This is a genomic window from Pandoraea fibrosis (assembly GCF_000807775.2).
GTDB classification, from domain to species: domain Bacteria; phylum Pseudomonadota; class Gammaproteobacteria; order Burkholderiales; family Burkholderiaceae; genus Pandoraea; species Pandoraea fibrosis.
In genome coordinates this window covers 808,262-821,255 of the sequence record NZ_CP047385.1, presented here as the reverse complement: position 1 = coordinate 821,255, position 12,994 = coordinate 808,262, and the positions used below count along the sequence as shown (strand labels likewise).

Below are 12,994 nucleotides of genomic sequence, written 5' to 3'. Positions count from 1 at the left end.
CATCATGAAAGCCATCAATCGGATCATCGAGACGGCGCGGCGTGCACCGATGCGCATCGTGTTGTGCGAATCGGAAGACGACCGGATGCTCACGGCTGCCGCCCGGGCGACGCGTGAAGGCATCGCACGCATCGTGCTTGTCGGCGACATTGGCAGGACACAGCGCGCGGCCGACGTGGCACGCGTCGATCTGGCCGGTATGGAGCTGATCGATCCGGCAACGTCGGACATGGCGGATGCGTTCGCCGAGACGTGGTACGGCATGCGCGCAAAGAAGGGAATCACGCGCACGCAAGCGGCCGAGGAAATGCGCTCGCCGCTGGGCTTCGCCAACATGATGGTGCGCCTCGGCCATGCCGACGGCTCCGTCGCGGGTGCGGTGAACACCACGGCCGACGTGGTGCGCATGGCCATACAGATCATCGGTGTGCAGCCGTCGTTCCAACTCGTGTCGAGCTTCTTCCTGATGATGCTCTGCGAGCCGTTCCATACGATGAAGGGCGGCCTGATCTTCTCCGACTGCGCTCTGGTGGTCGATCCCGATGCGGCGCAACTCGCGCAGATCGCACTCGCGGCGGCCGACAGTGCCAGCGCCTTGCTCATGGAGCCACCGCGCGTCGCGATGCTGTCGTTCTCGACGAGCGGCAGCGCAAAACATGCGGCCGTGGATAAAGTCGTGGAGGCGACACGTCTCGTGAAAGAAGCGCGTCCCCGGTTGGCCATTGACGGTGACGTTCAACTCGATGCGGCGATCGTCTCCGAAATCGCGCAGCGCAAAGTCGTGCACTCGCAGATCGAGGGGCATGCCAACACGCTCATCTTCCCCAGCCTCGACGCCGGCAACATCGGCTACAAACTGGCCGAACGCATTGGCGGCGCGAAGGCCATCGGCCCCTTGCTGCAAGGACTGAACCGTCCGGCGAACGACCTGTCGCGCGGTTGCAGCGCCGACGACATCTATTACGTGATCGGCGTGACCTGCGTGCAGGCGCAGGCCGCACGCGCCAAGCTCACCGGGGTCTCGCCACTCGCCATCCGGCCATGACGCTGCACGCGATTCAGGCCTATCTGCCCCTGATGTTGCTACTGGGCTTCGCCACATATTTTCAAACGGTGACGGGATTCGGGCTGGGCATGATCGTGCTGGGCGGTGCCAGCGGCTTCGGGCTGGCGCCGGTGGCGAGTGTTGCCATCCTCGTGAGTCTGGTCACGCTCGTGAACAGCGCGCTGGCGCTGCCGGGCACGCTGCATCACATCGACTGGCGAGCGGTGCGCGCCGCGACGCTCGGCATCCTGCCGTCGGTGGTCGTCGGTGTGCTGCTCTTCGATTATCTGAACGGCACGGCATCGAACGTACTGCATCTGCTGCTCGGTGCGGTGGTGCTGTATGGCGGTATCGGGTCGGCGCTGCGTCCTGCGCCCAAGGCCGAACGCTCAGGGGATACGGGTTTCTTCTTCAGCGGTATCTTCGGTGGCCTGCTCAGCGGCATGTTCGGCATCTCCGGGCCACCGCTGATCTTCTATTTCTATCGGCAACCTCTCACACTGGTGCAGATTCGCTGCGCCTTGATCCTGCTGTTCGCCGTCACGGCATCGATTCGCACGACCTACAGCGCCTTCGCAGGTCAGTTGCCCGCCTCGATGTGGTGGCAAGCGGCCTCAGCGTTCCCCATCGTGACGTTCGCCACGCTGCTGGCTCGCCGTTATCCGCCGCCGCTCTCGGGCGTCACGACGCGTCGCCTCGCTTTCCTCACGCTGATTCTGCTGGGCGGGCATCTGATGGTGAACGCGCTGCTGGAGATGGCGTAGCACGCGCCATTACGTCTGGTACGGCTGCGCGCGGCGGCCGCCGCTGCCGATCCAGTCGACAAGCCTCGACAGCGTTGTCATGTCGGGCACAGCCGTCAGATCCAGCGCGAGCGAATTGCGATAGTACGGACTGAGATCGAGCCCGACGCCGAGGCCGAGCACTTCCACATCGCCGCGGGCCTGCTGCTGCGTCACGACCTCGCGCAAATGATGGTCGAGGTAGTGTTCGTCGTTGACCTGATTCGTTGCAGCATCCATCGGGCTCCCGTCTGAAATCACGATCAGCACACGCCGGTTGGCGCTTCGCGCCCGCAATCGTTCACACGCCCACGCCACGGCCTCGCCGTCGACGCCCTCACGAAACAGATCGGCCTTGAACAACGACGCGATGTCGCTTCGCGCCCGTCGCCAACTCGTCACGGCGTCCTTGAAGATCAGATGCGAAACCTCGTTCAGACGCCCCGGAAATCTCGGCCTACCGCGCGCCAGCCAGTCGGTGCGGGCACGCCCGCCGTTCCACGCGCCGGTGGTAAAGCCAAGAATCTCATTGGTGACGCCGGCCGCGTCCAGCGCGCGCGACAGGACATCGACAATCATCGCCACCGCTTCGATCTGCGCCTTCATCGACCCAGAACAATCGATGAGAAAGCTCACCATCGACTCGGCGATCAGCGTGTGCTTTTCGAGCCGAAACAGTCGTCGCTCGGCCGGCGAACTGACCAGTTGCGCAAGGCGCCGGCCGTCGATACGCCCCTGCTCCTCCCCGAACGACCAGCCATCGCGTTGCGGCACGGCCAACGCCGCCTTGAGTGCGCGCGCGAGCCGCGGCACGTTGATCGCCTGCGCAACGATTCGCTCGTCGAGGCGCTCCCGGAACTCGGTCAGTAACGCACGGCGCACGAGTGTGCCCGCATACAGCTCCCGGTCATAGCGATTCGTGAAAACGCGATAACCCTGCGCCGACGCCTGGAGCACTCGGCTATCGCCCGAATGCGCAAGCGTGATGCCGTCGTCTTCCTGTTCGTCGAAATCGAGAAAAAGGGAGAAGGCGTTGCGCACGCCCTTTTCGTCTTCGTCGTCGCCGTTATTGGCGTCTTCCGCCGACTCGCCGCCCGCCGCACGAATCAGGCTGGCGATGTCGGCCGCCAGCTCGCGCGCGTAGGTGGCGAAGGCCGTCTGATCGGCCCGCGTCCGGCGCATCCCCGCGAGCGCGCCGCCAATGCGCGGTGCGATGGCCATGCGCGTGGCTTCGATCAATCCTTCCGTGTCCTCGACGACGGGATAGCCGGTCAATCGCGACCAGCCCATCTGCGCCACGGTATAGAGCAGCAGCCCGACATGACTCTCGGCCACCCCGGTGACGTGCATTGCGCGCGACCACGCTTCGAACCGGTCTCGTAGATTCTTCGCGATGCCGGGCATGCCCGCCGGGATGAACGTCTCGCAGCGCAACTGTTCCATCAACTCGAAGAGCAGGCGTTCGAGCGGTGCGTCGGGTTGCAGGCGGCGGTGCAAGGCGGCATCGCTGTGTCTCAGCCGCAGCGCCGCGCCGTCGGCGGCACCGCGCAATGTCGCGAGCGCGCTCAGCGGGTCGGCGGGCCCCGGCAGCGTTTGCAGATGCGGGGCATGCAACGGCAACGGCCGCATGTTCCGGCACAGGCGCGCGCCGCTGTAGTGCAACGCGGCGTCGCCGGTCAGCGCGCGTACCGTCGCGGCGCACAGCGCTTCGCCACGCGCGGCGCGTCGTGCCGCCTCGCGATCCGAGATCGTCATGACGCATCGGCCAGCAGCGAGCGGCCGCCATCGAGGGACGGCAACTCACGGCCGAAGGCACGCTGGTAATACTCGGCCACCACCGCGCGCTCGGCCTCGTCGCACTTGTTCAGGAACGTGAGGCGGAAGGCCAGTCCTGCGTCGCGGAAGATACCGACGTTCTCCGCCCAATTGATCACCGTGCGAGGCGACATGAGCGTCGACAGATCGCCGGTGGCGAAGCCCTTGCGGGTGAGTTCCGCCACGCTCACCATCGAATCGATGAGCGTGCGCCCGGCGTCGTTGTCGAGCTCCGGCACACGAGCCAGCACGATGCCCGCTTCGTCGTCCCTCGACAGATAGTTCAGCGTGGCGACGACGTTCCATCGGTCGATCTGCGCGTGATTGAGCACCTGCGTGCCGTGATACAGGCCGTTGAGATTGCCCAGGCCAACGGTGTTCGTCGTGGCAAACATGCGAAAGCCCGGATTCGGGTGGATCACGCGATTCTGGTCGAGCAGCGTGAATTTGCCGTCGCGCTCCAGAATGCGCTGAATCACGAACATCACGTCGGGACGGCCGGCGTCGTACTCGTCGAAGATCAACGCGACCGGACGTTGCAGCGCCCACGGCACGATGCCTTCCTGAAATTCGGTGATCTGATGGCCATCGCGCACGACGATGGCGTCTTTGCCGACCAGATCGAGACGGCTGATGTGGCCGTCGAGATTCACCCGCACGCACGGCCAGTTCAGCCGCGCGGCCACCTGCTCGATATGCGTGGATTTACCGGTGCCGTGCATACCCTGCACCATCACGCGACGATTGCACATGAAGCCCGCCAGAATCGCCAGCGTGACATCCGGGTTGAAGCGGTACGCCGTGTCGATCTCGGGGACGTGATCGTCTCGCTCGCTGAACGCCGGCACCTGCAGATCCGTATCGATGCCGAATACGGTGCGAGCGTCGACCAGACGATCCGGTTGTTGGGTTGCAGTCTCCATCACGTCCCTCTCCTGTTCCACGGTTTCACTGTGCCAAGGCAATGTCAGGGCATCATAGCGTTAACCATTTTTAGAAACAATTCGTTCCGAATAATAAAATTAGCAATTGACGCGACGGCGTCGGCGCATCTACATTCGAACGAACTGAAACGCATCGGAAACCGCCCAATGTCGCTCAATCCGCTCGATAGTTCGTTTGGGTACAATACCGCTGATCCATTTTCCGGAACGGCGCATATGAACGACACAGCGACCCAGCACGACACCCCTTCGGACAACAAGGCGGACACCCCGACCCTGCGGGCGTTTGCGCTGCTCGAATATCTCGTCGCCGCCGATGCACCGGTCTCGCTCGCCGACATGGCGCACGACATCCAGATGCCGAAGGCGTCGCTGCACCGCATGCTCGGCTCGCTCGAAGCGGGTGGACTGGTCATTCGCGAACCCGGGCAGAAGAATGCTTATGTGATCGGCCCTCGCCTCGCGCAATTGAGTCTGGGGGTGATGATGCAAGCGGGGGCACGGCGCATGCGTCACGCGATTCTTGGCCGTCTCGTGGCCGATCTCGGCGAGACGTGCAACCTCACGATGCTGCACGAAACCGAGGTGCTCTATCTCGATCGCATGGAAGCCCCGTGGCCGCTGCGTCTCGATCTCAAGCCGGGCTCGCATGTGCCCGCGCACAGCAGCGCGAGCGGCAAGTTGCTGCTCGCCATGATGCCGCGCGAACAGCGCGCCGCGCTTCTGCGGGCGATGAAACTGCAACGCTTCACCCCGAATACGCTGACCGATCCCGAATTGCTCGAGAGCGAACTCGACCGCATTGCGCACAAGGGCATCGCCGTCGATAACGAGGAGTTCGTATTGGGCATCGCGTGCGTCGCCGCCCCGGTTCTCAAGGAAGACGGCGGATGTATCGCTGCGGTGGCCGTACACGCGCCTGTCTCGCGCACGTCGCTGTCGAAAGCGATGGAGTTCGTGCCGCGTCTGCAAGAAGCTGCAAAGGAACTCGCCAAGACGTTCTGACGCGTCAGAACGCTTTGGCGCGAGCTTCCGACAGGTCTTGCGCCGCCCCTTCCGCTTTCGCTTTCGCTTTTTTCGCCAACGCCTCCGTCTTGCTTGCCCGCTGCCAGTCGAGCAGCGGTGCGAGCGCCGTCGCGGTCTCTCGCAGCGTCGGCACCAGCCCCAGCAGTTGCTCCAGCGTCACACGCGCTGTCGGCCCGTGCACGGCAAGTACGGCGCGCACGTGTCCATCCTCAATGGCGCGCACCGGCACGCCGACCGCAACCATGCCACGCACAAACTCTTCGTTGTCGATGCCGATGCCCCGCGCGGCCAGGCGATCCAGCTCGGCGTCGAGCAGGCTCGCGTCGGTGATCGTGCGCGGCGTCATGCGCTTGAGCGACAGCCGCGAGAGCACCGCCCGACGCTCAGTCAGCGGCATCTGAGACAGATACAACTTGCCGCTCGCCGTGCAGTGCAACGGCACCCGCATGCCGGGATGCATCTGCATGCGCAGCGGCTCGCTCGTCTCCACGCGTTCGATGTAAAGCACCTCGTCGCCGTCGAGCACCGTCAGATTGACCGTCTCGCCAACACGATCGACCAGCGTGCGCAGCAGCGAACGCGCCGCGCGCGTAAAACTGTTGTTCGCCAGCGTGACCAGCGCCAATCGCGCAGCCCGGGGTCCCAGCGACAGACCTCGCTCCGATCCGCGCGAATCGGGCACATGCGAAACATAGCCGCAAATCTCGAGCGCTTCGATCAGGCGCATGAGGGTGGCCTTCGGGATCGACAGGCGCGTCGCGAGTTGCGACAGCGTGTAGGGCTGCCCCGCCATGGCCAGCCGCTCGATCACGGCCAGCGCTCGCAGATTCCGCGCTTCATCGCTCGCGCGTAAGTCCCCCTCGTCCAGCGTTATCGTCTCGCGCATTGCGCCTCCTCGCTCGTCGCCCGCCGCTCTCAATCAATAAAAGAAACAAAATATACCAATTATTTAAAACCCAACAGCCTCGGGATAACCCCGGTGCGACATCGAAAACGCCTCAAACGTGCCCTTGACCGGCGCGCATACCTCAAGCTCTGCTCCTTAGTAAAACCCCGCAGATGCGCCGCAGCAATTGCGTCGTTCTGAGACGGCAAGCGCGAAATCCGTTTCAGTTTTCCGTTGCACATCGTTTTTCCCTTGGCATTTGCACAGGGCTCGCCGACATTGGATCGAAACAATCCGAAACGAATCGTTTCACCCTATCGAAGCAGACTCGAGGCAGGAGACAGGCGGTATGGAACATGAGGTCGACTATCTGATCGTAGGTGCGGGCTCTGCCGGATGCGTGCTCGCCAATCGTCTGAGCGCGGATCCGGCGAACCGGGTGCTGTTGCTCGAGGCCGGCGGCCCCGATAGCAATCCATGGATTCACATCCCGGTCGGCTATTTCAAGACGATGCACGACCCGGAACTCGACTGGTGTTATCGCACCGAGGCCGACGCCAATGTGGCCGGCCGCCAGATCGACTGGCCGCGCGGCAAGGTGCTCGGCGGCTCGAGCTCGCTCAATGGCCTGCTCTATGTCCGGGGTCAGCGCGAAGACTACGACCACTGGGCCGCGCTGGGCAATCGCGGCTGGCGCTACGACGATGTGCTGCCGTACTTCCGCAAATCCGAAGATCAGGAGCACGGCGCAAACGAGTATCACGGCGTGGGTGGCCCGCTCAAGGTGTCGGACTTGCGGCTGCGCCGCCCCATCGCGGAACACTTCATCGCCGCCGCGCAAGACACGGGCATTCCATTCAACGAGGACTACAACGGCGCGACGCAGGAAGGTGTCGGCTATTTCCAGCAGACGGCGTTCAGGGGACGTCGTTGCAGCACCGCCAAAGGCTTTCTCAAGCCGGTTCGCGAGCGGCGCAATCTGATCGTGGAGACCCGGGCGCAAACCTGCCGCATCCTCTTCGAAGGCAAACGCGCCGTCGGTGTCGAATATTTGCAGAACGGGGAGCGCAGGAAAGCGCGTGCCCGCGTCGAGGTCATTCTCGCAGCCGGTGCGATCGGCTCGCCGCAATTGCTGCAAAACTCGGGCATTGGTCCGACGACGGTACTTGCCAGAGCAGGCGTCGCGCTGCGTCACGTGTTGCCCGGTGTCGGTCAGAATCTGCAAGACCATTTGCAGGTTCGTCTGGTCTTCAAGACTCGCGAGCGCACGCTCAACGACGAAGTGAATCATCCCCTGCGCAAGGCCCTGATCGGCCTGCAATACGCGATGTTCCGCACCGGGCCGCTCACGCTGGCCGCCAGTCAGGTGACGATCTTCACGCGCTCGCGTCCTGACGTGACACGGCCAGACATCCAGTTCCACATGCAGCCGTTGTCCGCCGACAAGCCCGGCAAGGGAGCCCATCGTTTCTCGGCGTTCACGGCTTCGGTCTGCCAGTTGCGTCCGCACAGTCGGGGCCGCGTCGAGATCCGGTCCAACGATCCGCTGCAATACCCCGTGATTCAGGCCAACTATCTGTCCGACGCCCGCGATCATCGCGTGGTGATCGATGGGATCAAGGTGGCGCGTCGCATTGCGGCCGCCCCCTCGCTCGCGCCGCACATCATCAGCGAATTCGTCCCCGGGGTGCAGTACCAGACCGACGACGAGTTGTTGCAGGCCGCGCGTCAGTTCAGCCAGTCGATCTATCACCCGGCAGGTACCTGCAAGATGGGGCACGACACCATGGCCGTCGTCGACGACCGTTTGCGCGTGCACGGTCTCGCGGCGCTGCGCGTCGTGGACGCGTCGATCATGCCCGAACTGATCTCGGGCAACACCAATGCACCGACCATCATGATCGCCGAGAAGGCGGCCGACATGATTCTCGAAGACAGGAAGCAGGCGTCGGGCATGCAGGAGATCCGCGGCAGCGGGCAGACGCCAGCGGAAGCGGAAGTGGCAAGCGTTGCCGTCACGATTTAGCCAGTCACGTCAGCCCCCAACCATTACAAGATCCGGAGACAACCATGAATGCATCGACCCAGACCGACGCCCGGCAGATGCGCCGTGTCGTCGTCGCCAGCCTCATCGGCGCCACCATCGAGTGGTACGACTTCTTCCTGTACGGCGTGGTCGCCGGCATTGTGTTCAACAAGCTGTATTTCCCGGGCAGCGATCCGCTCGTCTCGACGATGCTCGCTTACGGCACGTTTGCCGTGGGCTTTCTCAGCCGGCCACTGGGCGGCGTGATCTTCGGACACTTCGGCGACAAGCTCGGCCGCAAGAGCATGCTGGTGATGACGCTCACCATCATGGGCATCGCCACCATGCTCATCGGGTTGGTGCCGACCTATGCGCAGATCGGCTTGTGGGCGCCGATCCTCCTGCTCCTGCTGCGGGTGCTGCAAGGCATCGGACTCGGTGGCGAGTGGGGCGGCGCGGTGCTCATGGCGTTCGAGTACGCACCGAAGGAAAAGCGCGGCTACTACGCCAGCATCCCGCAGGTGGGTCTCGCGCTCGGTCTGTGTCTAGCCTCGGGCGTGGTGGCGTTGCTGTCGTATACGCTCACCTCGGCGCAGTTCCTCTCGTGGGGCTGGCGTCTGGCGTTCTTCCTGTCGGTCGGTCTGGTCGCCATCGGCATGTACATCCGCCTGAACGTGATGGAAACGCCCGAGTTCACGAAGATCAAGAAGGCCGGCACCGAGATCAAGATTCCGATTGCCGAGGTACTCACGCGTAACCCCGGCAACGTGCTGGCCGGCATGGGCGCGCGCTTCATCGACGGCGTGCTCTTCAACATCTTCGGCGTGTTCTCGATTGCCTATCTGACGCAGACGCTCAAGCTCTCCCAGACCGAAGCCCTCACCGGGGTGATGGCGGCCGCGTTCGTGATGATCTTCACCATCCCGTTCTTCGGCAAACTGTCCGACCGTATCGGTCGCACCCGCATCTACTTCTGGGGCTCGCTCGCGACCGGGCTGTCTTCGTTTGCCGGGTTCTGGCTGATGAAGGCGAGTGGCGGCAACGTGATGCTCGTGTGGCTGTCCATCGTGATTCCGCTGGGCGTGATCTATGCGTCGATCTACGGGCCGGAAGCCGCACTCTTCGCGGAACTGTTCGACGCCGACGTGCGCTACACCGGCATCTCCTTCGTCTATCAGTTCTCCGGGATCTTCGCGAGCGGCCTGAGCCCGATCGTCGCCACCTATCTGTTGCAGAAGAACGGCGGCGAGCCGTGGATGATCTGCATCTATGTGCTGTGCGCCGCACTCGTCAGCGCGCTGTCCGCTGCGTGGATCGGCAGCCGCAAGCGCCGCCAGCACGTATGGCACGGGGCGGGGGTGACCGAGCATTGATGGCAGGCGTTGCGTCGCCGGTGCGCCGATCGGGTATCGGTGCACCGGCGCGCATTGAAGGGCGTGCTCCCGACCGGAACACGCCCTTTTTCATTGGCGTCGCGCCAGCGGCACGATCCGGATCGGTTCAGGAACGGGCGATCTCGTGCGATGATTCGGGGTATCGCTCTCATGCCTCACACGACCCTCCGGCGACGGCCTTGCACGCCGTTTGCACATTTTGCAGTGCAAAGGATTGTCGTCGCCGGGCACGATGAAAGCCTGTTGCCCCCAATCCTCTGGCCCGCGAGACATAATGCAGCGAGACCCGTCGCTAGATGCCGCCATTCCCGAAGACGAACCCGATCGTCCGGGGCCCCTCTCGGAAGCGTCCCTGCTGGGCGCACCGTCGACACCGCCCGGCCCGGCCCCGGCGGACGCCGTGCCGCTGCCCATCAGTGTCTATCCGGCGCTCATGGGCATTCTGCTGGGCTACGGTGTGTTGGTCATCGGCAACGGGCTGTTCGCCACCGCGATTCCCTTTCATGCGCTCAAGTACGGCGCGTCGACATTCACGATCGGCGTCATCCAGTCGTGCTATTACGGCGGCTTTCTGCTGGGCGCGTTCCACAACCGCTCGCTCATCGAGCGCATTGGGCAGCATCGCGCGTTCGTGGCCTTCACGGCGCTGGCGGCCTTGTTCGTGATGGGCTTCGCCGTGAGCGAGACCACGCTCATGCTCTGCGTACTACGACTCGGCACAGGCTTCGCGCTGATGGGCATGTACACCACGGTGGAGAGCTGGCTTAACGGCTCGGTGCCCAACACCATGCGCGGACGCGTCTTCGGCGCCTATCTCACGATCAACTATCTCGCCGTGAGCACCGGGCAGTTCCTGCTCAACATCGGCGAAGCCGGCAGCGAGGGCCAGCTCCTGCTCGTGGCAGGCTTGTTCGTCGCGGCGATTCTGCCCATCACCCTCATGCAGGGATGGCCGACACGCGTGGCCGACGAACGGCTCGTCAAACAGCCGGCGATCAGCCTCTTCGACAGCATCGCCGAAATGTCGCGCGCCACGCCCATCGCCATTCCCGGTTGTATCCTCGCCGGGTTTCTGTACAGCGCGTTCTACGCCATCATGCCGGTCTACCTCACCCGCATCGGCCTGTCGATCGGTAGCCTGTCGACGTTGATGGGAGTAGCGCTCTTCGGCGCGCTGCTCATGCAATGGCCGGTGGGCCGGCTCTCGGATCGCATGGACCGACGCACGTTGTCGCGGCGTCTCGCGTTTGCCTCGGCCGCCTTCTGCGCACCGTTGATCTTCTTTCAGGCGCACTGGCTGGTGTTCGTGCTGATGTTCCTGTTCTCGGCGGTGAACTTCACGCAGTACGGGCTGATCGTCTCGCATGTGAACGACCGCACGGCGCCCGAACGACGTGTAGCGGTGAGTGCCACGCTACTCATCCTCTTCTCGGTCGGTGGCATGCTCGGGCCGATGATCGCGTCCGTCGTCGTGACGCTGCTCGGTCCGGGTGGCCTGCACGTCTTCAACGTGGTCTGCGCGCTGACCCTCGCCCGGGTCGCGCGGCGAGCGCAATTGCTGGCGCCCTGAGGCAAGCAATTCGTCGGGACGGCGCGTTGGGTACGCAGAGAACGGAATGCCATGCCGCACCCGCAAGCGCCGCCGGCATCAGAGGTGAAGCCCCATTTTGGTGCGCTCACGCCGTTCTCTGGTGCGATGCGTCACAACGCCGGGGGAAAATCGCGGACAATAGCGCCGGCGCCGCTGGGCGCCTTTGAGCACGCTTCTTGCTCGCCTATTCTGTACCTATCACTGCTGCCCCCGCGCCCGTCTCTACCATGACCATGATCGATCTCGACGCCCCCGGTTTGCTGCCGCCTCGACTGACGGCCGCCGACGACGGCCGGCGCATCGTCATTTACGGCGACTTCACGATTTGCAGCGTCTTCCAGCCGGTATTCTCCGTCTCGCACCGACGGGCCATCGGTTATCACGCTTCGCTGCGCGCGCACGACGCCGAGGGGCGTCATGTGCCGTCGCACGAAGTCTTCACGTTGGCGGCGCGCCATGGCGACATGCTCGAACTCGGCCGGCTCGCCGAATCGCTGCATCTGGGCAACTTCTGTGAATTCGACAGCCGCGACGCGTGGCTCTTCCTGAGTCTGCACCCGGCCGCCCTGATGGATACGGTCTATGGCGACGCGCTTATCGCCACGCTCAAGGCCATCGGGCTATCGCCGCAACGCGTGGTGCTCGAAGTGCCGGAACAGGCGGGTGGCGACACGCCGCGCTTTGGCGCCATTGTCGGCACCTTGCGCAAAGCGGGCTTCCTGATCGCGCTGGGCGGCTTCGGCGCCAAGCACTCGAACATCGACCGGGTCTGGGACCTGCGTCCCGACATCGTGGCGCTCGATCGCGGCATTCTCGCGCAGGCGACGGAGCAATCGCACCTGGCCCGCGTGCTGCCGGGCCTCGTGTCGTTGCTGCACGAATCAGGGCAACTGGTAATGATGGGCGGCCTCACGACGGATCGCGAAGCGTTACTTGCGCTGGAGTGCAACGTCGACTTCGTGCAGGGGCAATACTTCGCGGCGCCCGACGTCGACCCGGTGCCGCCGAAGGTGGCGGCCGAACGCATGGACGCGCTCTCGTCGGCACTGCGCACGCAACTGGTGGAGCGCGAGCGCGCCGAGCATGCACGGCTTGCGCCGTATGTGGCCGGGATCGAATCGGCGGCGGCGCGCCTCGCGCAGAATCAGCCCATCGATCAGGCAACGCACGACCTGCTCGCCCTGCCCGACGCCGCCCGTTGCTTCCTGCTCGACGCCCTCGGGCGTCAGATCGGCGACAACGTGCTACCGCACAGCCACTCGTCACAGCGCGCCAAACGTTTCCGTCCACTGCTGCATTCGGAGGGCGCGAACTGGGCGCGGCGGCCGTACTTCATCGAAGCCATGCGCGCGCCCGGCGAAGTGCACTTCACGCCTCCCTACCTCTCCATCAACGAGGCGCACCTCTGCGTGACGGCCTCGATTGCCACGCCGGCCAAACAGGGCCTGCATGTGCTCTGCGTCGATATCAACTGGTAATGACAGC

The 12,994-nt window shown here is 64.2% G+C and carries 10 protein-coding genes; 7 read left to right on the top strand and 3 right to left on the bottom strand.

Going from position 1 to position 12,994, the window contains the following annotated elements:
• The first annotated feature begins 4 nt into the window (after positions 1–4).
• Together pta and PI93_RS03590 are read left to right on the top strand one after the other, a co-directional pair.
• The gene (gene pta, locus PI93_RS03595; RefSeq protein WP_039372427.1) at positions 5–1,045 is read left to right on the top strand and encodes a phosphate acetyltransferase; all 1,041 of its coding nucleotides are present in this window, start codon (positions 5–7) and stop codon (positions 1,043–1,045) included.
• On the top strand, positions 1,042–1,809 hold the full coding sequence (locus tag PI93_RS03590) for a sulfite exporter TauE/SafE family protein (protein ID WP_039372430.1): 768 nt from the start codon (positions 1,042–1,044) through the stop codon (positions 1,807–1,809). The genes pta and PI93_RS03590 overlap by 4 nt, the downstream gene beginning before the upstream one ends.
• 9 nt (positions 1,810–1,818) lie before the next feature.
• On the opposite strand, the gene PI93_RS03585 is transcribed toward PI93_RS03590, so the two are convergent.
• Positions 1,819–3,582, bottom strand: a complete 1,764-nt coding sequence (locus PI93_RS03585; RefSeq protein ID WP_039372432.1) for a cobaltochelatase CobT-related protein — start codon at positions 3,580–3,582, stop codon at positions 1,819–1,821.
• Positions 3,579–4,565, bottom strand: coding sequence for an AAA family ATPase (locus PI93_RS03580; protein WP_039372434.1), 987 nt, complete (start codon positions 4,563–4,565; stop codon positions 3,579–3,581). Before PI93_RS03580 ends, PI93_RS03585 begins: the two co-directional genes overlap by 4 nt.
• Positions 4,566–4,802: 237 nt before the next feature.
• Here PI93_RS03580 and PI93_RS03575 point away from each other — a divergent pair, with 237 nt between their 5' ends.
• Complete coding sequence (locus tag PI93_RS03575) at positions 4,803–5,591, top strand: IclR family transcriptional regulator (RefSeq protein WP_052240811.1); 789 nt, start codon at positions 4,803–4,805, stop codon at positions 5,589–5,591.
• A gap of 4 nt (positions 5,592–5,595) precedes the next feature.
• On the opposite strand, the gene PI93_RS03570 is transcribed toward PI93_RS03575, so the two are convergent.
• The gene (locus PI93_RS03570; RefSeq protein ID WP_052240796.1) at positions 5,596–6,498 is read right to left on the bottom strand and encodes an IclR family transcriptional regulator; all 903 of its coding nucleotides are present in this window, start codon (positions 6,496–6,498) and stop codon (positions 5,596–5,598) included.
• A 349-nt stretch (positions 6,499–6,847) separates the two neighbouring features.
• On the opposite strand from PI93_RS03570, the gene PI93_RS03565 reads away from it, so the two are divergent.
• From PI93_RS03565 to PI93_RS03550, 4 genes are all read left to right on the top strand, one after another.
• Positions 6,848–8,524, top strand: a complete 1,677-nt coding sequence (locus tag PI93_RS03565) for a GMC family oxidoreductase (protein WP_039372436.1) — start codon at positions 6,848–6,850, stop codon at positions 8,522–8,524.
• A 44-nt stretch (positions 8,525–8,568) separates the two neighbouring features.
• The gene (locus PI93_RS03560) at positions 8,569–9,897 is read left to right on the top strand and encodes an MFS transporter (RefSeq protein WP_039372439.1); all 1,329 of its coding nucleotides are present in this window, start codon (positions 8,569–8,571) and stop codon (positions 9,895–9,897) included.
• 295 nt (positions 9,898–10,192) lie between these two features.
• Positions 10,193–11,488 carry an MFS transporter gene (locus PI93_RS03555; RefSeq protein WP_052240797.1) on the top strand — a complete coding sequence of 432 codons (1,296 nt, stop codon included), beginning with the start codon at positions 10,193–10,195 and terminating at the stop codon, positions 11,486–11,488.
• A gap of 248 nt (positions 11,489–11,736) precedes the next feature.
• On the top strand, positions 11,737–12,987 hold the full coding sequence (locus tag PI93_RS03550; protein ID WP_039372440.1) for an EAL domain-containing protein: 1,251 nt from the start codon (positions 11,737–11,739) through the stop codon (positions 12,985–12,987).
• Positions 12,988–12,994: the final 7 nt, after the last annotated feature.

Coding starts and splice junctions, on each gene's coding strand:
- PI93_RS03575 (WP_052240811.1), top strand. CDS start 4,803: ATGAACGACACAGCGACCCAGCACGACACCCCTTCGGACAACAAGGCG.
- PI93_RS03550 (WP_039372440.1), top strand. CDS start 11,737: ATGACCATGATCGATCTCGACGCCCCCGGTTTGCTGCCGCCTCGACTG.
- PI93_RS03570 (WP_052240796.1), bottom strand. CDS start 6,498: ATGCGCGAGACGATAACGCTGGACGAGGGGGACTTACGCGCGAGCGAT.
- PI93_RS03590 (WP_039372430.1), top strand. CDS start 1,042: ATGACGCTGCACGCGATTCAGGCCTATCTGCCCCTGATGTTGCTACTG.
- PI93_RS03555 (WP_052240797.1), top strand. CDS start 10,193: ATGCAGCGAGACCCGTCGCTAGATGCCGCCATTCCCGAAGACGAACCC.
- PI93_RS03580 (WP_039372434.1), bottom strand. CDS start 4,565: ATGGAGACTGCAACCCAACAACCGGATCGTCTGGTCGACGCTCGCACC.
- PI93_RS03585 (WP_039372432.1), bottom strand. CDS start 3,582: ATGACGATCTCGGATCGCGAGGCGGCACGACGCGCCGCGCGTGGCGAA.
- pta (WP_039372427.1), top strand. CDS start 5: ATGAAAGCCATCAATCGGATCATCGAGACGGCGCGGCGTGCACCGATG.
- PI93_RS03560 (WP_039372439.1), top strand. CDS start 8,569: ATGAATGCATCGACCCAGACCGACGCCCGGCAGATGCGCCGTGTCGTC.
- PI93_RS03565 (WP_039372436.1), top strand. CDS start 6,848: ATGGAACATGAGGTCGACTATCTGATCGTAGGTGCGGGCTCTGCCGGA.